Origin of the sequence: Fischerella sp. JS2, assembly GCF_032393985.1 — a bacterium.
Classification (GTDB): Bacteria; Cyanobacteriota; Cyanobacteriia; order Cyanobacteriales; family Nostocaceae; genus Fischerella.
In genome coordinates this window covers 59,712-79,760 of the sequence record NZ_CP135918.1, presented here as the reverse complement: position 1 = coordinate 79,760, position 20,049 = coordinate 59,712, and the positions used below count along the sequence as shown (strand labels likewise).

Sequence of the window (20,049 nt, the reverse complement as noted above, 5' to 3'; positions counted from 1 at the left end):
TGTAAATTGTGCCAAGAAACGTTAGGATAAGGTGTGCTTAACCAGGGATTTCTGCTACAGTCTATGCCCAAAGCCCATGTAATTGGATTAGGAAAGTCCGGTGTTGCAGCGGCGAGATTGTTGAAGCGGCAAGGTTGGGAGGTGGTGCTAAGCGATCGCAACACCTCTTTTAACCTCCGTACACAACAACAAGAACTCGCAGCCGAACAAATCACTGTTAAACTGGGTTATACCTTGGACTTAACTGATTCAGATTTACCCCAGCTAATAGTTGTTAGTCCTGGTGTTCCTTGGGATATTCCTGTACTAGTCCAAGCACGAGATTTGGGCATAGAAACCATCGGAGAGATGGAACTAGCGTGGCGGTACTTACGATCTATACCTTGGGTGGCCATTACTGGCACAAACGGTAAAACTACCACTACCTCTTTAATTGCCAGCATTTTCCAAACAGCAGGATTAAATGCTCCAGCTTGCGGTAATATTGGCTACGCTGCCTGTGAAGCTGCCCTCTCTTTCAGGGAGACACACGGAGATGGGGAGACGCAGGGACACGGTGAGAGAGAAATATCTATAATCCAAAATCCAAAATCCAAAATCCAAAATTCCCTTGATTGGGTAATTGCAGAGATTAGTAGTTACCAAATCGAATCATCTGCGACTTTAAAACCACGTATTGGTGTATGGACAACTTTTACACCCGATCACCTCAGTCGCCATAAAACCTTGGAGAATTATTACAACATCAAAGCTTGTCTTTTGCGTCAGAGTGAGATACAGATTTTTAATGGTGATGATGCGTACTTGCGTAAAGTTGGTTTGAGTGATTGGCCTGATGCTTATTGGACAAGTTTGCAAGGTAAAGATTTCCTGATAGGTGAAAAAGGCTTTTACATTCAAGATGGCTGGGTTTTCCAGACATGCCATGCTGGTTTTGAAGAAGATGAAGCGATTGTCGAAGTATCTGCATTGCGGATGGTAGGAAAACACAATCAGCAAAACCTACTGATGGCAGTAGCGGCGGCGCGGTTGGCAGGAATTGATCGAGATGCGATCGCTCGTGCCATTAGTGAGTTCCCCGGTGTACCCCATCGCTTAGAACATATTTGTACCTGGGAAGGTATTGATTTTATCAACGACAGCAAAGCTACTAATTATGATGCAGCTGAGGTTGGGTTAGCATCTGTGCAAAGTCCAGTTATCTTAATTGCTGGTGGCGAAGCAAAAGCTGGTAATGATACAGCCTGGTTAGCAAAAATTAAAGCCAAAGCTGCCGCAGTTTTACTGATTGGCACTGCTGCCAATGCCTTTGCTCAACGCTTGCAAGAGGTAGGCTACACTAATTACGAAGTCGTGGAAACAATGGATAAGGCAGTTTCGAGATCAGCAGAATTAGCTAAGCAATATCAAGCAGCTGTAGTGTTGCTATCACCTGCGTGTGCTAGTTTTGATCAGTACCCCAACTTTGAAGTGCGAGGTGAGCATTTCCGACAGTTGTGCTTGGAGTGGATGAGAAGTTGTTAAAATCTGCTGTAGTGAATGTGCGTGACTTCAATACACAAGGTATCATTGTTTAACTTACCTACCTTGGGTGCGATCGCCTATTTTTTGTCCTAGTTATACTAAGTTGCATTCAAAAACAGTAACTGAGGCATCGGGAGATGGAAAGAGAATTTCTCTCCATCTCCCCATCACATAGCATCCCACGAATTTCTTACACTAGATCTGCAAGACACTCGCAAATGCTCAAGACAATGAAAACCCCTGGAAATTTCGACTTTGAAGACGATAAGTTTAACGCACCGCCTTCTCAAGTTATCCCTTGGTGTCAGATGATTAATCCTCGCTATGGTCAAGATGGTATCCAGTCTTATGGCTTAGCAATCAAGTTAGATAATGCTCATGCTGTAGGGTTTCAGCCGGATGACAATTGGCAGCAGATGGAGCATGAATTTAGCTCTGGAGTGGAAACGGTGTATATTACTACCACTCCACGCATAGTAGTAGTGCGGCGCGGGCCCTTGTCTGTCAAAGACCGAGAAACTGGTGTCAAATTGGGTACACTTAGAGAGAATTATGATGCTTTTTTAGCAGACAAACTTAAATTTAAAACTTTTACACGCTATCTAATTTTTATAGTTGGAGAAAATAAAAAATTTTTACATGAATTACCATTGCAACTGACTTTAAATGGTGCAGCCGGAGCAAGTTTTAGTAAGGCTTATTGTGAATATCAACAAGGCAGAATTACAGGTGGATTTCTAGCAGAACTAGAAAGGGCTTATGCAGTTTACCGTAAGCTACCATTAACGCCAAAAGGGCCACTATTTCACGCTCACGGCATATTTTGCCCAATTATTGATTCGGAAGAAAGAGGTATTGAACCCAATACAGTTTTGGTTGCTTCAACTGTGGACTACAAACATCCGACGGTTTCGACTTTAACACAATATTTAATAGCTTCTGATGCTCCAGAGTCGGAGATAATTATCAGGAGTTACGAAGAACACAAAGAGTTTGGCAAGGAACCTATTAAGGCAGAAGCACCTAAGATGGTAGCAACAGGAGTTTCTAGTTCCTATATTTATCCCGATGAAGATGACTTTAGTTATCCGCCCTATTAAATTGGGGAAAGGTTAAAGGATGAAGAATGTGGTAGTAGACTGACACACCTAAAATGGTGCATTAATAAACTGATCGCTATTGACACTTTCTACAGTTTCAGTACTTTGGGAGTTTAATGGTATGTGTGACGATAAAAGTAATACCAATTTGAAAAAAGAATACAACACATGGATTATATAAGACCCCACCTCAACCCTCCCCTTAGCAAGGGGAGGGTGCTGTCGCAAACATTATTTGAATTGGTATAATTTTTACGACTTATTTGTAGCGAATTTATGGAACCTGTGACGCTGACAGCTATTGTGAGTGCGATCGCCACTATCCTTTTAACTAAACCACTTTATTTTAGAGCCGATGAAATAGTAGCGCAAATTGTCAAGTGGGGCTTTGGTTCTTTCTATACTAAAAAACAAAAGTTGGTACAATTTTTCGATGAAATTTGAGAGAAAGCTAGATCGGCACTCCAACAGACAGACTGTACAAAAGCGATCGCAGCACTAGTGGAACTGCTGCAATCATCTGACGTAGATAACTAGTTTTGCAGCAGCGACGTTAACAAATTAAGTTCCCGTGGTAACATCCTCTGGTTCATTCGTTACGAACACACAAGCGGACATCATAAAGAAAGTTGTTGTCGTTACGACAACTTATTTATTTGTGGCAAATGCTTATGTATTCATTACAAACGCTTCAGCGAAACTTATCAATCTAGAAGCTGTCGTTACAAATGCTTGAATTTTAGTCACAACGGCTTATTTATTTGTAGCAAATGCTTATGTCTTCGTGATCACGGCTTAAGCACAATTTATAAACGACTTACGCAGCAAGGCTTATGGCAATTCTCTAAGATAGCCCAGATCTCAGACTTTTCTAAAAAGTCTATGTCGGAAGATGTTCAAAAACAAATTGTTAATCCATTTTTTATAACCAAACCCCTTGGTAAAGGCACAGGAATTGGTATGTCAATTATTTATCAAATAATTAGTGAAAAACATGGTAGCTAGCTAGAATATTTTTCGATACTGAATAAAGGTACAAAGTTCGTGATTGAACTTCCTATCTAATAGAACAAATAAAAAGTAAAAAGCCAAAAGTTAAAAGGAACACTTTTAAACTTTTGACTTTATTACTTTAAATAATACTTACTCTTTAACGTTTTGCTGGTTCAATACCAATTCCTTCATACCTCGTTTTTTAATTACCTTGGCAGGTACTCCCACAGCTATAGAATAAGGAGGAATATCTTGATTAACAACCGCCCCTGCTCCAATAACACTGCCTTCACCAATAGTCACTCCATCTAATACTGTAACATTATGCCCTAGCCAGCAATCATCTTCTATAACTATTCCTTGGCGGGTAATACCTTGGTCTGCAATATATTTTGTCGGATCTGCAAAATTATGATTGTTTGCAAATATTCCCGCATGAGCAGCAATTAAACAGCGTTTGCCAATTGTGATATCTCCCGGGCCAGCAATACATACACCAGGGCCAATAAATGTACCTTCACCAATTTGTACGCAAGTGTTGTCTAAAGCACCAATCGTTACATCTTTTTCAAGAGCGACGCCTTTTTCTAAAGTAATCCTGCTATCTTCACCTTTAGCATCTATACGCACACCTTTAAAAATATGCACATCACTGCCAAGTTCAATTTTACTTGCACCTATAAATTCAACACCATTTTGAATATATACTGACTTATCTATCCGAGAGAAAATAAATCGATAAAACAGTTTTCTTAAACGAGGACCAAAAGCTATTGTTGGTATTTCTCCTAGCAGATTAATTAATAAAACTTCTTTCAAACGTTGCACTTTTGATAAAGATTTTTGATTCATAATTTGTCATTCCTTACGCTTAAGTTAATTAATCAATAGTTTTCTGTACTATGCACCACTATAGCTATTGTGATTCTGCCAAAAATCTCCCGTATATTAAAATTTGTTTGGCATATTACACAAAATTACTAATACTTTTGATAGATTTTATTGCCAGAAACAAAATTGCATCAAGAAATTAATGAAGAGAAATCACTTTTAGTCAGTGTTAGCAAACACAAAACTAAATCCCGCAAAAGTTAACTTGTTTAACCTACATTTAATATCAAGTTCAAGTTTCCTATTAGACAAAATTAATTTGTCAAATTAATACTTGGTAAAGCTTACATTTTTGTAACTACTAAATAGTAGTTAAACCTAACTTGATGTGTTGTTGTATTTTTTACAAGGAATTTTTGCACTTTCAATACTATTAGAATCAAAAGAGCATTACCTAAGTAATATTGATTAGCAAATAGCATATTCTTGCTTACACAATCATCAAACTAAATTCAGATGTAAAAGTTGATGATTGAAATAGGCTAATATTTGGTTTTTAGGTAAAACCAGGAGTTTATACAGCAGCAAGAATATAAGTGATGACCTATGGTTATCTTCTGCTAAACAGCTATAAGCTTCCCAACATTTTTAGTTAAACAAGCCTCTTTTGGACAAACTACATTCGTTGAGACTTCTGTGTTGTCAATGAAAGTTGGTATTTTTTATCAACGAAATGTAGGTTCTTTACTTTCTCTAAAAATTTCTCTACCTGAAACCACAACTAGGGTGGAAATTCTCCAACTTCAGCCATCACATTGAATCGGAGTGCAAACACATAAGCACTTCCTCGATTCCTATAACGGCTTTCTTGCAGCCAATTTTTGTAGTGTGCTGCTTTAATCATGATGGACGTAGATTGACCACAGATAAATTAAACTGGGTTTGTAAACTTACAATTTAAAATTACTAGCTTTACTTACGTATAACATAATTTCTTTACTAGTGATGAAATAAAAATATTAATTTAATTTTTCTGAGGTTTGATGAAATTTCAATTAAGTAATATTTAATTAACTGTGGTCTCTTTATTTAAAAAAAGCAAATATTACTTCCTGCTAAAGATAGATTTTTTGCAGAACAGACCTCTTGCACAAATATTTTTTTACCCTAACCCTAAGCGTTTATGGGGAAGGAACTAAATCTTTCCCCGTTTACGGGGAGATTGAGTGAGATTTTTAGGATTCATGCACAACGCACCTGTGCTGTTAACCAATTACTCGTGCTAACCAAGCTGGGTAAGCATAAGAATCAACAGCTAGTAACCTCCGTTCCCAATAACTACTGAATACCCAATTGGTTGTTGTTTGAAGATTCTCTAATATACGGGCATCATCACCAAAAGCTTCAAATGCAAGACTCCACCAACTATTTTCATGGATTGTCAAATGAGTCAATTCTATATGACAACCATTATTAATACTTTTATTTTCACAAACAGCTTGTAATGAAAAATCATCTAAAACTTCGTAAGCTTGAAAATAACGAACTTTTTGTACACTTACCCAAATAGGATTATTTGCAATCTGCTGTGCTTGAAAACTTTCTCCCGTTGCGTCATGACACTCCCATTTACTCCATTTTTCGACTTTTCCCTCTACAATTTCACCAAAACTCATGACACCTAATTCAGCTTGACGCCATTTAACTTCTAGTTGTTCTTGCCGTAGTTTGATACCTAAAAATTCACACTCAGGAGAGTAAAGATATAAATCTTCTCGTGGTTCTTGTGGTTGTGAAGACTGAACCAGACAATGTTGTTCAAACCAAAATTGAATGTTCTCTGGTATTGTACCAGGGTAAAACCAGCGCAGTTCGTAAGTTGTTAGCATCCGTGGGAGAATGAAAAACGACAAATGATACTTGCCTTGTGTTGCTTCCAAGCCAAAGGAATTGAAACAAATGTGGAAACGAATTGCAGTAATTTTGTTACTAGTGTTGAGTTTTAGCTTTACTAACTACGGTACAGCGTCTGCCGCCCTCAAAAGTTTTGTAGACACTAGTGATGGCTATCAATTTTTATATCCTAACGGCTGGGTGCAAGTTAGAGTTAACGATGGTCCGGATGTAGTCTTCCACGATTTAATCGAATTTAGCGAGAATGTTTCTGTAGTAATTAGTCCAGTACCGGAAGGCAAAAGTTTACCAGAATTAGGGACACCGAGTGAAGTAGGCTACAAGCTAGCCAAAAATGCCCTTGCTCCCGAAGGTTCAGGACGTACAGCAGAATTAGTCAATGCAGAGCAAGTAGCATCTGACGGCAGAATATATTACAAATTAGAATATTTAATTACGCTTCCCAATAAGCAACAAAGACATAACCTCGCCAGTATTGCCACCAGTCGAGGTAAGCTTTTTACATTTAATGCCTCAGTACCAGAAAAACGCTGGCGAAAAGTCAAAAATGCGATAGAGGAATCTGTTAATTCTTTTTCTGTATATTAGGTGTTGGTTAGTAGTGGTTAGTAGAGACGCGATGTTCCTCGCGTCTGTACATTAGTAGTTAGTGGTTAGTAGTTATTTTCCACTCCCCCATTGCCCCTAATCCCCACCCCCTTGGGGGAGTGGGGCCCCCGAGTTCCCCATTTCCCCCCTCTAAATTATGGGCATTCCAACCTTTGTACTAGCATCAGCTTCTGCGGCGCGACGCCGCTTGTTACAAACTGTTGGTATCGAACCAATAGTTTGCCCCAGTGATTTTGATGAGTCGCAAGTGAAAATCAACGATCCGGTGCAACTAGTAGAAATTCTGTCTCAACGAAAAGCGGAAACTGTAGCGCCTCGGTTTGAATCTGGTTTAGTAATGGGTTGTGATTCAGTTTTAGCTATTAACGGTGAGATTCACGGTAAACCAACAGATGCTGAGGAAGCGCGTCAACGTTGGCGGGTAATGCAGGGAAGTTTTGGTGATTTATATACTGGTCATACTTTGATTGACAGTTCACATAAAAATATTTTAGTCAAGCACCAAGTAACAAGAGTTTACTTTGCCCAACTCAGCGATCGCACCATTGACGCCTACATTGCTACGGGTGAACCCCTCAAGTGTGCTGGTGCCTTTGCCTTGGAAGGGCGTGGTGGTTTATTTGTGGAAAAAATCGAAGGTTGTCACAGTAATGTGATTGGACTAAGTTTACCTCTACTACGGCGGATGCTAAAGAAATTGGGGTATGAGGTAGCAGATTTTTGGGATGTAGGTAAATAGGCAGGGAAAAATGTTTTTCTCGTGGAGGTTGTTAGTAGTTAGTAGTTAGTAGATGCGTAGTTTACCACTAACCACTAAACTAGTACGCGATCACACTAGAGGCGTATTCTGCCCTAATAAGGTTATGATATCTGCCATATTAAATTTCAGTGAACAGGGAACAGTAAACAGTTATCAAATTTATGGTAGGAGACTTATACCCAGTCATAAAACTGATAACTGATAACTGATAACTGTTAATAAATGCCCCTGTGAGGAGTTATCTGCTATTGTCATGTTTATTCTTAAAAGGCAGGATGTTGAAATATCGACCATTCAGCACCCAAAACGGGATCAGCAAGTACCGATTCTCCATTATCAGGGGCAGACCTTCAGATTACTAAGTGTCTTTAAAGCCAGCCAAGAAGAAGAGGCTAAAGCTTTATGGAGAGATTTGACGGATAACAAAGGCAAAGCTTGTGTTCTGCTAGAAGAACCGGAACGTTTTAGCGTTTGGGGTAAAATTCGTTTAGATCAGCTTGGTAGTGACACAGGTAGTCATAGCAAAATTGGTATTTTTACCCAAGCTAGTATTTTGCTGTTACAAGCTGTGTACATGGACATTGAAGACTTTTTGGGTGCTAGACAAGCCGCCTTATTTCAGAAAGAAATGGGCGAAACTTTGCAACAGTGGCAGTTTCCCCAGGTGTCATCGCCGGAGGAAATTAAATACTTACTCGAAATAGATCCACTAAGTGTCCCAGTTCCTAATTGGCAAGAACATCATGTCATCACCTTGTTGCAAGATCTGCATCGGTTAGGAAAAGCCTATTTTGGCAATACCAATTTTGCCCATCCCGTAGCTGATAAACTACAAGATATGCCCGAAGGAGAGCGATCGCTATTCATCAGTTGGCTAAATCAGTCTCCACTGAGTAAACTGTGGCATTAATGTATATCAGTGTTTTTTGACGTTGGATTCTGGATAACTACACTGTTGAAGTGGCAAAATTCTTGCCCTATGGTGTTTATCCTGTAATTTAGCAAACCAAAAACATTGCAGAATACTCTGTCACGGTTAAGAATTATGAGTAGCGTTTACAACAAGTCTCAAGGTTATAAATCTTTATTCACCACTCAGAACATTATTTTGGCTAGCATAGGTTGGGGTGTACTGGCACTGTTGTATTTTTTATTGTTTAGTGCCAAGGTTCCTGTAGGAGCAGACTGTGTAGCAAAACTGAGTGCCAAAGCCCAGGAAGCAGCTACTTGCCTCAGGCGTGCTGATTGGTACGTTTTTGGCACAAATGTTTTTGAGGCAATGGCTTATCTATCTGCTAGTATTTTATGTCTAAGGAATTGGCGCAGTCAGCAAATTGTTAGCGATCGCAACGTTTGGCTGGCAATTGGTATTGGTATGCTTTCTTATTTCCTGGGAGGTATATTTTTTGGGTATACGGAAATCGTCTTAAAAGAAGAACCTTTTCCGTCATTAGGTGATGTATTTTTTGTAATAACATATCTGTTGCTGGGCGTAGGTATGCTTTTGGCAGTGGCTTCTAGGCGACTGAATTTGGAAACTTCACAGTGGATAATAGTATTGGCAATAGGAGCCTTTGGCAGTGCGTTGGCATGGCTAATTTCCAATCAACCACAGACCGCAGCAGTCCAAGCCCAATATTCTCCTGGGTTAGAAATTGTTGCTTCTGCTTTAAATTGGTTTTACGTGATCAGCGACGTATTGCTGTTAATTATCGCTACTACTCTACTGCTAGCTTTTTGGGGCGGACGAGTTTCTCTTTCTTGGCGTATGATTGCAGCTGCGGCATTTTCGCTCTACATTGCAGATATGTGGTATAAATACGCCACAAATTCGATTCCCAATTATCAAAGTGGAGAAATACTGGAAGTGTTTTGGGTCTGGAGTGGAGTTTTATTTGGTATGGGTGCTGTCTTGGAATATGACGCATCATTGAGCCGTTCCCGTCGAGAACGAGTCAGAAAACGTAGTTAAAAAATTTTTTGTTTGGTGTCCTGCCGTGAGAAAACTAACAGAATCTGATAAACAAGAAATCCTGAAATTATACCGTCAAACTGCTGAAACAACTTCTACTTTAGCAGAACGCTATGACGTGAGTAACTCGACTATTAGTCGCTTACTCAAAAGTACTCTACCAGAAGATGAGTACGAATACCTTGTTTCGTTAAAGCGTGCTGCGAGAACTCCTGAAGGCAAAGCCCAGGTAAGTTATGATCACCTGCCGTCCTTTATGCAGTCACAACTAGAGATTCAGGAACAACCACAACAGGAGGTAATTCCTCCCCCAGAGGAGCAACCTACTCCTGTTGTTGCAGCTGATTTGACTGATTCCACCTCCAATAGTAGAAGAGTTAAACGGCGTTCTTCAGCGCCAAAAGAGACTGCACCACCAGTCATCAAACAACTAGAACTTTTAGAACCTCAAGCTAAAGAAATCACAAATATCCCTAGTCCGCTAATTGAGGATATACATACAGATACCAAAGCGATCGCGGAAATGCTGGGCGAAGACTTGCTAGACGAGTCGGAAGAGTTAGAAGATTTAGATGAGGATCTAGAAGAAGACTTTGAAGATGAAGACTTCGAGGAGGAAGAAGAATATCGAGAACGACCACGTTTAGTAGCAAGAGCTAGAAGTGGCGACAGTTTTGTACGAGTCTTACCTTTATCAGCAGCTAATTTACCCAGAACGTGTTATTTAGTAATTGATCGCTCCTCGGAATTGATTACCAGACCACTGCGAGAATTTGGCGATTTGGGCTATATCCCTAATCCAGAAACCCAAGAAAGAACTTTGCCAGTGTTTGATAATCACCGAATTGCAAAGCGCTTTTCTACTAAACGCGATCGCGTGGTGAAAATTCCTGATAGCAGAATGTTGCATAAGGCCCGCTACCATCTCCAAGCCAAAGGCATCACCAGGCTGCTAATTGATGGTCAGGTTTATTCTTTGTCTTCGGTTCAATGAGTCATCAGTTAAAAAATGATAGACCTCTTGCAAAAATAAAAAGAACCCCTCCCCAACCCTCCCCGCGCGCGGGGAGGGAGTAAGATTTTTCTCCCCATTTCGGAGGGACATAAGGGGGGTGGTTTCATACAACCCAACAAAAATCACCAATCTTTATCACATTCTTCTTCTCTTTGTGTCCTTTGTGGTTCGCTAACACAAATATCTCTGGGTGACAAGGGACTAATATCAAGTCCGGCTAATTGCTTACAATAATTATGCTTCGCTGTTTGTCAATCGCCTTTATTCTCTTTGAGAAAACTTTTTGGCAGCACACAAACAACAAACCCCCCAACGCTGGAGTTCACCAGGAGGTGTAGGAGATTCGCACCCAGGACAAATAGGTAAACCCTGCAATCTTCCTTGTATTGCCACTGTCCAGTCTGCAAAAGCCTTATTCGCATCACTAACAGTAGACTTCACATCACTGTCCATACTAAATTCTTTACCAAGGAAACTGGGGTGTTGGGGCGGTGCAGATAACTTGGGTGGATCACCAACTTGTTTGGCACAGTGCCAGCCAGCAGTAGAAAAGCGAATATCTACCAACGGAGTCGGCAGTACTGCATTTAACTTTACAAGTAGTCGTTGGCGTTCAAAAGTTAAGTTTTGCGCCCAAGCTGCACTAGAAGTTGCCACCCGCAACACGTCACGTTGAAGAGACAATGGACGAGCATGAGCTGCTACTGCTGTTCCTACAACTTCAGACCAATACTTGAGCAAACGTTGAAATGGTTGCTCCTGTAGTTTTGTCTCTAATTGCAGAACACATAAAATATCATTAACAGATTTAAACGACATCCTAGTTAATGCGTGTCCCAACTCAATTTGATTGATGCATCAAATATATGCAAATTTACAATAGTGTTGGTACAACTATTTTAAAAAATAAAGCAATTAGCGATCGCAATTGGCTTTTTTAGTTTACTTTTGATTAATCTGGCAGTCTAGGTTTGAGGCAGATAGGCAATGAGTCAAAACCCTCTAGTAGATACGGGTGCAAAATCCTCCAAAACACCTCAATTAAAGCCAGTACTTGCAGCAGCACTGGCGAGTTTAGAAGTACAACTAGATCAAGAGTTGGCACGTTATCGGCGTACACGATTTACATACAAGACACTTAGTCAAACTCGTATGGGTGTTCCCATCAGTAGTAAATTCCAACAGATAACAGCCACCCCAACAACGGAAGTTGAAACCCCATCACCAATTACCAACAGTAGTGAGGAAATATCCTTACCACAGTTTTCCACCACCACACCGCCAACATCCGAGCCAGACACCCAACAGATTCCAGCGCCAACCAAGGAAGACTATGAACAACAGCATACTCCTAAAATACCCTCTCCACCTGCACCAAATTCTGCCAGTATTGTGCCTGCATTTATTAAAACAAATCAAAGTGACAACCTCGTCAAACCTGAAAGCAGCCCCAAACCACCTGATGACTATTTAGAATCATCAGAAGCGCTACTGCGGAGTTTGACAGAAGAACAATCACCAACCCAAAAGCGTAATAATTCCAATGACAGCCTGCTTTCACCTTTGGGTATAGGCTCAATGCTGTTGATGTTGATGGCGAGTCTTAGCCTTGGTTATGCAGTGTTTAATCCCAAAAGTTTGCCAAATTTAAATCTCGGCAGTTTATTTAAAAAAAATACCCCCAACAACCAACCAGCAACCACCACAGTTGCTGAACCAGAACTGACACCCATAGCCAAATTTCCCAATCTCGCCAGTAGCGAATTTCCAGAAGTCAAAAACCCTAATGATGTTGTTGCTTTAACACCAAAACCTAAGCCAACACCCATTGCTGTATCTACCCCAGTTGCTACTCAAAATCCGACAGTTGCACCTGAGACTACTACAGATGCACAGCCAATATTCTCCCCAACTCCATTACCGACTGTTGCTGCTAGTATCCCCACCACCCCCACTCCAACTCCAACTCTACAAAATATCGATGATCCAGGAATAAAACCATCGAGGGATGGATTTTTTCACATCTTTACAGATAATCAAGATGAAAAAAGCTTGGCCAAAGTACGGCAAGTAGTTCCTGATGCTTATTTATCTAAAGATAAAAAATCGATTTATTTAGGAGCTTTCAAAACCAAAGAACAAGTGAAAAAACAGATGCAATTTTTACAAAGCAAGGGAATTACAGCCAAAGTGGAGTAACCTGATTGAGGATAGGGTGTAGGAAAATAGGGGTGTAGGCAACCACACTGAGAATGTAGATGGAGGGCGAGATGGGACTAATTGACCGGATTGGGCGGGTAATTCGTGCTAACATCAACAGTCTAGTTGGGTCTGCGGAAGATCCAGAAAAAGTTCTGGAAAAAACCGTTTTGGAAATGCAGGATAATCTGGTGCAACTGCGTCAGGCAATAGCGGCCGCGATCGCTAGCCAAAAACGTACAGAAAGACAAGCAGCGCAAGCCCAATCCGCAGGTGAAGAATGGTATCGTCGCGCCCAATTAGCATTACAACAAGGTAACGAAACTTTAGCACGGGAAGCCCTCACCAAACGTCGCGCTTATCAAGAAACAGCCACAGCCCTTCTTCATCAAATAGAAGAGCAAAGTAGTGTTGTCGCTAGACTCAAAAAAGATATGCGATCGCTAGAGCTAAAAATTACCGAACTCAAAACTAAAAAAGATATGTATATTGCTCGCGCTCGTTCTGCTGAAGCTAGCGTTAAACTGCAAGAATTACTGGAAGGCGTTTCTGGAACAAGCAGCCTGAATGCTTTTGAGCGTATGGAAGAAAAAGTTCTACAACTAGAAGCACAAAAAGAAGCAATTGCCATTACGGGAACAGATGAATTAGAAAAACGATTTGCAGACCTAGAATCTGAAGTGGATGCCGAACTGTTACAGATGAAAGCACAATTACCTAGTAGTACGGAAAATACACAATTATCACCACAACAATTACCCCAAAGTGAGAGTTAAGCAAGATTGGGCAATTTGTCAGTTAAAAGCATATCTTAAGAATAAGGGTCTATTGAGGATGAAGGGTGTAGACGCGCTCATAGGCTTCTCGTAGAGTAGGATGAAGTGTGAAGTGTGAAGTATGAAGTATTAATTTTAATCTTTCTGCCTTCTGCCTTCTGCCTTCTGCCTTCTGCCTTCTGCCTTCTGCCTTTTGCCTTCTGCCTCTGTTTTTTAGGAGATGTGATGTGTAAAGCCCATACATATACTAATTAAAGAGGAGAACTGAATTATTCCGAAAAGATTAAATTTAAATAAGTAGAGTAAAAAAGCTAACTTCCCAAAGTCGCGCGTAAATCTTTCAAAGGAAAAACAAAGTTATGGGATTATTTGATCGCATTAGGCGAGTAGTCAGCGCCAACCTCAACGATTTAGTTAGTAAAGCCGAAGATCCCGAAAAAATGCTAGAACAAGCGATCCTGGAAATGCAGGAAGACTTAGTTCAGCTACGCCAGGGAGTAGCTCAGGCGATCGCGGCTCAAAAACGCACCGAGAAACAATATAATGACGCTCAAAATGAAATAAACAAGTGGCAACGTAACGCTCAACTCGCCCTGCAAAAAGGTGATGAAAATCTGGCGCGTCAAGCCCTAGAGCGTAAAAAGACTTTTACCGAGTCAGGAAATGCTCTCAAAGCCAGCTTAGAACAGCAAACTGCTCAAGTCGAAAACCTCAAGCGTAACCTCATCCAGCTGGAAAGCAAAATTTCTGAAGCTAAGACGAAAAAAGAAATGCTCAAAGCTCGGATCACTGCTGCTAAAGCTCAAGAGCAGCTCGAAGGTATGGTACGCGGTATGAATACCTCTTCAGCGATGGCAGCATTTGAGCGCATGGAAGAAAAAGTCTTGATGCAAGAAGCCCGCGCCCAATCAGCTTCTGAGTTGGCTGGTGCTGATTTAGAGCATCAATTTGCGGCTTTGGAATCTAGCAGCGACATTGACGATGAATTGGCTGCTTTGAAAGCTTCCCTTGCTCCTGCAAATCCTCCAAATCAACAAGCACTACCACCCCAAGAATCTACCACTAACACGCAGCAAGCAAACACTCCTGCATCTAACAATGAAGTAGTTGATGCTGAGTTAGATGCGCTACGCAAGCAAATAGACCAGATGTAACACGTTGATCATACTTTTGAAATTTATCCCACACCTTTTTGGATGTGGGATTTTGCATCAAAGTGTTATTTATAACGCAAAGGGACGCAAAGTGAAGCGCACAGAGAAGTTTGTAGACGCGCTTTGCGCGGCTTCCCGAAGGGTGCGGAGGTTTCCTCCGTTAGCGTAAGATCCTCGCGATAGCGAGGCTCAAAGCTTCGGTGGGAACGCAGAGAATAGGTTTCATATATTTGTGTATTTGTCAATATGGATTTATTAAGAAATATAAATAGTTAATTGTCAGGAATAACTATTAAATATTGGCTATGGATGATTGACTACTTTGGGATACAGTAATTTTGTGTGTCAACTGATAACGATAACACCATTAGGAGACTGGAATGAGTAAGGGTGTCAAAACCATAACTGATGCTGAGTTTGAAACCGAAGTTTTGCAAGCCGAGGAGCCAGTATTAGTTTACTTTTGGGCTTCTTGGTGTGGTCCTTGTCAATTGATGAGTCCACTAGTGAACCTTGCTGCCAATACTTATAGCGATCGCTTAAAAGTAGTAAAAATGGAAATCGATCCCAATCCACTTACTGTTAAGCAATATCAGGTAGAAGGAGTTCCAGCCCTCAGGCTTATTCAAGGTAACAATGTCTTGGCATCTGCTGAAGGAGTGATGGGTAAGGAGAAATTAATTAGTCTCCTAGATACTCACTTAAACTAGTCATTGGTCATTAGTCATTAGTCATTAGTATTTTAGACAAATGACGATGACAAAGGACAAAAACTTAGATGGAATTTGCAAAACGTTTACAACCCCTACAATCGAATGTATTCGCTGAGATGGATAAAGCTAAGGCTAAAGCTTTGGCTGCCGGACGGCAATTAATTGATTTATCTTTAGGATCTGCGGATCTGCCAGCCGCATCACATGTAGTAGATGCGATCGCCCAGTCTTTATATGATCACAGTACCCACGGCTACTTGTTATTTCATGGCACACAAGCCTTTCGTCAAGCTGCTGCCCAATGGTATGAGCAAAAATTTGGCATTGCTGTAGATCCAGAAACAGAAGTGCTACCACTGATCGGTTCTCAGGAAGGCACTGCCCATTTACCTTTGGCAGTCCTAAACCCAGGAGATTTTGCTCTGTTACTCGATCCGGGTTATCCTTCCCATGCTGGCGGAGTTTACTTAGCTAGTGGTCAAATTTACCCAATGCCGCTACGAGCAGAAAATGATTTTTTACCAGTATTTACTGACATTCCCGCGCCTGTGTTGGCACAAGCACGGATGATGGTGTTAAGCTATCCACACAATCCTACCAGCGCGATCGCCCCATTCTCTTTCTTTGAAGAAGCTGTCGCCTTTTGTCAGCAGCACAACCTCATCCTAGTTCACGATTTCCCCTACGTAGATTTAGTTTTCAATGAGACAGATAAAGAAAAGCAACAAAATAATTATTCTTCACACTCCCCCTACTCTCCCCACTCCCCCACTTCTTCCCTCGCCCCCTCTATTCTCCAAGCAGATCCACAAAAAACCGTCTCAATAGAATTTTTTACTCTTTCCAAGTCCTACAACATGGGTGGCTTTCGGATTGGCTATGCAATTGGCAATTCTGAGTTGATTAATGCTTTGCGTCAAGTGAAAGCAGCAGTTGATTTTAACCAATATCGTGGTATTTTAAACGGTGCGATCGCTGCTTTAGTTGGACCACAAGATATAGTTAAAACTTCTGTTGATAAATTTCGTCAGCGTCGGGATACTTTTGTTAATGCTTTACATCGCATTGATTGGCAGGTTCCTATACCCAAAGCCACAATGTACGTTTGGGCAAAGTTACCAAAAGTGTGGAGTCAAAATTCTATGGAATTTTGTACTCAACTAGTTGAAAAAACGGGAGTGGCAGTTTCTCCTGGTGCAGGTTTCGGCAAATTTGGAGAAGGCTATGTCCGGTTTGCCTTAGTACATGAACCACCTATATTAGAAACTGCTGTAAGTAGAATTATTGAATTCTCTAGCTAATTTTATTCTCCAAATTGCCATGCTGCTTGAAAAAACTCTTGCTCACACAACATAGCATAGCGATAAGTCGAGTGGACTCGAGTAGAAGTAGTTGCGAAACGATCTACTAGACTTTCTAACTGTTGCACTAATGGCTGAAAATCTGAGCTACTATAAGTACGAATCCAGTCTGCGTATTGATTTTCGCCAATGCCATCTTCAGCTAATTTTTCTCCCAAAAAAGCATATAGACGCATACAGGGAGACATAGCAGCCGCAGTTAAACCTACATCTCCACCCCAAGCAGTGGCTAGCAAAAAGTCTGTATAGTGACGTGTTGCTGCGCCTGGTTGTACAGAACGCAAATCAACTCCCCACTCAGCAGCATAGCCTTCATGCAGCCGTAATTCTTGCAGTATACCACCAGCTAAATCATGAAATGTCATAAATGCTTCCCAATCAGGTGCTTTCGCTGCAGCGATACTGTAAGCACGGGCAAAAGCTTCTAAGAAAAAAGCATCTTGCCCGATATAGTAGGCAAATTTCATTGATGGCAGCGTACCATAACCAATCCCTTCGACAAAAGGATGTAGTAAACAAGCTTGTGCTATATCTTGATTTGCTTCCCACAATTGGTTGGAAATAGTCATTTGTTGGTAGTTGGTAGTTAGTGGTTAGTAGGTAGAGACGCGAGGAACATCGCGTCTGTACATTAGTAGTTAGTGGTTAGTTGTTTACTACTCCTCACACCCCACCCTACGGGAAGCCGCGCAAAGCGCGTCTACACACCCCTCACACTCCCCATATCCCCACCTCCCTATCTACTTAAAAAGGCAGAAACTGAAGCAACAGTGAAGTCACACTTCCAAAAAAGTCCATAAAACTGGGTTTACCAGGATCTAACTTTGCTGTTTGGGGTGTTTGCAGTTGTTTAATAAAAGCTTGTGCTGTTTGTATTCCATCACCATTGTTTTGATTAGTAAACAATTTTTCTGCCGCTTGGGCGTCTTGAAAAGCACCTTGTCTATCAAAAAGTTGATAACGAGCAACAGCACGAGCCAAATAAGCAGCAGCATAATCTGATTGCAGTGCGATCGCTTGATTAAAATATTCTAACGCTCGTTGTTGATTACCTTTTTGCGCTTCTGCAACACCCCAAGCATAAAATTCCTCTGGTTTGGCAATTTGTAATGGAATACCATAAGCGCCTTGCAAGTTAGCGCCGTTGAAATTCACGCCAGTCAAATCTGCATTGACTAGATAAGTATTTCTTAAGTCTGCACCTATGAGAATTGCCCCTGTCAGCTTAGTGCCACTTAGATTCACACCAAATAAACTAGCACCGCTTAAGTCTGCACCAGCTAAATCCGCACCACTTAAGTTAGCACGGCTGAGATTAGCACCACTAAGATTAGCTCCTTGAAGATTTGCCTTGCTCAAATCAGCCATTATCAACCCTGCACCGCTAAGGTCACAGTTTTGACACTGCTTAGTGGCTAACAACTGTCTGATGTGTTCTGAATTTGCAGCTAATACAGTTTGATGAAAGGTGATTGAAGCTGTCAATGTGGCTATAGCTAGGATTTGGCTTTTCATACTGGTGTGCAATATTTGTTACTTATAATCAATACTCAACCTTACCGTAGATACATTTATACTTCAGGTGAGTTTTTCCGGCCAACCCTAGTTTTGGAATAAAACCTCACCCCGTCTTATCAGACACCCCTCTCTTTGCCAAGGAGAGGGGTTAGGGGTGAGGTTTTTCATGCATTACCCGATGGATCAGCAGCATGAACTAAATCTGGCTGTTCTTCACTGGCTGGAATTTGAATTACCTGTTCGCTTGTTGGTCTTGTTTGTTCTCTAAACTCGCGCAGTTCCACAGGTTTAGCTGTTTGTGCCGATGCGATAATAGCACGAATGATGCGAACATCTGCTAAACCTTCCTCTCCTGATGGTTCTGGATCTTTGTTATTCAGTATGCAGTCTGAGAAGTAAACAATTTCAGCAGCAAACTGATCACCAGCAGGATAAGATTGCTCTTGAGTCTGGTTATCTATAGTAATTTGTTGATTTAGTTCTCCTTGATAGGAGTATGCAGAATCCATCCGTAAATCGCCTTTTGTTCCTAATATCTGAAAAGTAGAGACTGGTGCAACACCAAAACTAGAAGTAAAAGATGCCAATTTATTGTTAGGAAAACGCATAATAGCGCTAGTCATTTCGTCAACTTCCTCAAAGCGCTTCTCACCGTTATTCGCACAAAAGGCAACTACTTCTGTAGGTTCATCCTGGAACAAATAACGAGCAGCATTTATGCAATAAACACCCATGTCATAGACTGTACCGCCACCATTAGAAATTGGCTCTAAGCGTACATTACCTTCAGCTACTTGCTGAGAAAAAACAGAGTTAAAAATGCGCGGTTCACCTATTTTCCCAGAATTAACAATTTCTACTGCCTGCATATTGGCTTTATCAAAGTGCAAGCGATAGGCAATCATTAGCTTGACATTATTATGACGACAAGCACGAATCATTTCTTCACATTCTAGTTCTGTTACTGCCATCGGCTTTTCGCAAAGTACATGTACTCCGGCATTGGCTGCTTTGACAGTATATTCACAATGCAGATGATTAGGTAGAGCAATGTAAACTGCATCTGCTGCACCACTTCTGAGAAATGCTTCGTATTCTTCGTAGGTAAAAACGGGAACATTATACTTTTCACCTAGTTCGTGACGCTTGACTAAGTCGTCGGAAAATAATGCTATTAATTCCGAATTATCTGCATTTGCAAAAGCAGGTAAGACTGTTTCTTGAGCAATCCAACCTAGTCCAATTACTGCATAACGTACTTTACTGTTTTTCTGGTTTTGAACAGATGTCATTATCCTTTCCTCCGCTTGAATAGCTTTATTAATAGGTAGTGAAATTTCTATAAAAACACTCAGCATGCCTCTGCGTTTAAAAACGCTACTATTCTACGCAAATGTATTCTGATTTAACAGGATACTTATTTTGTAGAGTTTTACATATTCACAAAGACATAGTAATTCTTAAATTTGTAGGGTGCGTTAAACCAGGGCATCATGCATTAAAAATATATAATGCAAGTGCATTTTCATTTATTTTTTTCCTTTCAATACCAATATAGTGCCGCTACACAACGGTAGTAAAACGGGAGGAACATCCATTACTCTTTTTAC

21 protein-coding genes are annotated in these 20,049 nt (G+C 40.8%); 13 read left to right on the top strand and 8 right to left on the bottom strand.

Translation table 11 applies throughout. From position 1 onward, the window contains the following. Positions 1-63: 63 nt before the first annotated feature. From murD to RS893_RS00335, 3 genes are all read left to right on the top strand, one after another. The gene (gene murD / locus RS893_RS00345) at positions 64-1,524 is read left to right on the top strand and encodes a UDP-N-acetylmuramoyl-L-alanine--D-glutamate ligase (protein WP_315789277.1); all 1,461 of its coding nucleotides are present in this window, start codon (positions 64-66) and stop codon (positions 1,522-1,524) included. A gap of 230 nt (positions 1,525-1,754) precedes the next feature. After that, entirely contained in the window at positions 1,755-2,624 is an 870-nt protein-coding gene (locus RS893_RS00340; protein WP_315792143.1) for a DUF5895 domain-containing protein, read from the top strand. Between the two features lie 276 nt (positions 2,625-2,900). Beyond that, on the top strand, positions 2,901-3,068 hold the full coding sequence (locus RS893_RS00335; RefSeq protein WP_315789276.1) for a hypothetical protein: 168 nt from the start codon (positions 2,901-2,903) through the stop codon (positions 3,066-3,068). A 699-nt stretch (positions 3,069-3,767) separates the two neighbouring features. Here RS893_RS00335 and RS893_RS00330 read toward each other — a convergent pair. The 3 genes from RS893_RS00330 to RS893_RS00320 form a co-directional block, all read right to left on the bottom strand. After that, a complete protein-coding gene (locus tag RS893_RS00330; protein WP_315789275.1) occupies positions 3,768-4,469 on the bottom strand; it encodes an acyltransferase in 702 nt (233 codons plus the stop codon). A 760-nt stretch (positions 4,470-5,229) separates the two neighbouring features. After that, positions 5,230-5,352, bottom strand: a complete 123-nt coding sequence (locus tag RS893_RS00325) for a hypothetical protein (RefSeq protein WP_016871480.1) — start codon at positions 5,350-5,352, stop codon at positions 5,230-5,232. Positions 5,353-5,713: 361 nt separating this feature from the next. After that, on the bottom strand, positions 5,714-6,337 hold the full coding sequence (locus RS893_RS00320; RefSeq protein ID WP_315792142.1) for a hypothetical protein: 624 nt from the start codon (positions 6,335-6,337) through the stop codon (positions 5,714-5,716). A gap of 70 nt (positions 6,338-6,407) precedes the next feature. Here RS893_RS00320 and psbP point away from each other — a divergent pair, with 70 nt between their 5' ends. From psbP to RS893_RS00295, 5 genes are all read left to right on the top strand, one after another. Beyond that, the gene (psbP, locus tag RS893_RS00315) at positions 6,408-6,950 is read left to right on the top strand and encodes a photosystem II reaction center PsbP (RefSeq protein ID WP_315789274.1); all 543 of its coding nucleotides are present in this window, start codon (positions 6,408-6,410) and stop codon (positions 6,948-6,950) included. Positions 6,951-7,107: 157 nt separating this feature from the next. After that, positions 7,108-7,710 carry a nucleoside triphosphate pyrophosphatase gene (locus RS893_RS00310; protein WP_315789273.1) on the top strand — a complete coding sequence of 201 codons (603 nt, stop codon included), beginning with the start codon at positions 7,108-7,110 and terminating at the stop codon, positions 7,708-7,710. Positions 7,711-7,984: 274 nt separating this feature from the next. Then, a complete protein-coding gene (locus tag RS893_RS00305) occupies positions 7,985-8,641 on the top strand; it encodes an Npun_F0813 family protein (protein WP_315789272.1) in 657 nt (218 codons plus the stop codon). A gap of 135 nt (positions 8,642-8,776) precedes the next feature. Continuing rightward, positions 8,777-9,703, top strand: a complete 927-nt coding sequence (locus RS893_RS00300) for a hypothetical protein (protein WP_315789271.1) — start codon at positions 8,777-8,779, stop codon at positions 9,701-9,703. 25 nt (positions 9,704-9,728) lie between these two features. Next, positions 9,729-10,697: a transposase gene (locus RS893_RS00295; RefSeq protein ID WP_315789270.1), complete on the top strand. Its 969-nt coding sequence runs from the start codon at positions 9,729-9,731 to the stop codon at positions 10,695-10,697. Positions 10,698-10,979: 282 nt separating this feature from the next. Here RS893_RS00295 and RS893_RS00290 read toward each other — a convergent pair whose 3' ends face one another. After that, the gene (locus tag RS893_RS00290; RefSeq protein ID WP_315789269.1) at positions 10,980-11,537 is read right to left on the bottom strand and encodes a DUF721 domain-containing protein; all 558 of its coding nucleotides are present in this window, start codon (positions 11,535-11,537) and stop codon (positions 10,980-10,982) included. Positions 11,538-11,705: 168 nt separating this feature from the next. Here RS893_RS00290 and RS893_RS00285 point away from each other — a divergent pair, with 168 nt between their 5' ends. Continuing rightward, entirely contained in the window at positions 11,706-12,917 is a 1,212-nt protein-coding gene (locus RS893_RS00285) for a hypothetical protein (RefSeq protein ID WP_315789268.1), read from the top strand. 71 nt (positions 12,918-12,988) lie between these two features. Further along, positions 12,989-13,693, top strand: coding sequence for a PspA/IM30 family protein (locus RS893_RS00280; RefSeq protein ID WP_315789267.1), 705 nt, complete (start codon positions 12,989-12,991; stop codon positions 13,691-13,693). Positions 13,694-13,742: 49 nt separating this feature from the next. On the opposite strand, the gene RS893_RS00275 is transcribed toward RS893_RS00280, so the two are convergent. Beyond that, a complete protein-coding gene (locus RS893_RS00275) occupies positions 13,743-13,937 on the bottom strand; it encodes a hypothetical protein (protein WP_315789266.1) in 195 nt (64 codons plus the stop codon). Positions 13,938-14,052: 115 nt separating this feature from the next. On the opposite strand from RS893_RS00275, the gene RS893_RS00270 reads away from it, so the two are divergent. The 3 genes from RS893_RS00270 to RS893_RS00260 all read left to right on the top strand — a co-directional run bounded on the left by RS893_RS00270 (position 14,053) and on the right by RS893_RS00260 (position 16,861). Then, a complete protein-coding gene (locus RS893_RS00270) occupies positions 14,053-14,847 on the top strand; it encodes a PspA/IM30 family protein (RefSeq protein WP_315789265.1) in 795 nt (264 codons plus the stop codon). A gap of 380 nt (positions 14,848-15,227) precedes the next feature. Further along, positions 15,228-15,557 (top strand): thioredoxin family protein, encoded by a 330-nt coding sequence (locus RS893_RS00265; protein WP_315789264.1) that lies wholly within the window; start codon positions 15,228-15,230, stop codon positions 15,555-15,557. Between the two features lie 68 nt (positions 15,558-15,625). After that, entirely contained in the window at positions 15,626-16,861 is a 1,236-nt protein-coding gene (locus RS893_RS00260; protein WP_315789263.1) for an LL-diaminopimelate aminotransferase, read from the top strand. A gap of 2 nt (positions 16,862-16,863) precedes the next feature. Here RS893_RS00260 and RS893_RS00255 read toward each other — a convergent pair whose 3' ends face one another. The 3 genes from RS893_RS00255 to RS893_RS00245 form a co-directional block, all read right to left on the bottom strand. Further along, positions 16,864-17,490 (bottom strand): TenA family protein, encoded by a 627-nt coding sequence (locus RS893_RS00255; protein ID WP_315789262.1) that lies wholly within the window; start codon positions 17,488-17,490, stop codon positions 16,864-16,866. A gap of 175 nt (positions 17,491-17,665) precedes the next feature. Continuing rightward, entirely contained in the window at positions 17,666-18,436 is a 771-nt protein-coding gene (locus RS893_RS00250) for a pentapeptide repeat-containing protein (RefSeq protein WP_315789261.1), read from the bottom strand. Between the two features lie 167 nt (positions 18,437-18,603). Next, the gene (locus RS893_RS00245; RefSeq protein WP_315789260.1) at positions 18,604-19,731 is read right to left on the bottom strand and encodes a Gfo/Idh/MocA family oxidoreductase; all 1,128 of its coding nucleotides are present in this window, start codon (positions 19,729-19,731) and stop codon (positions 18,604-18,606) included. Between the last annotated feature and the right edge of the window lie 318 nt (positions 19,732-20,049).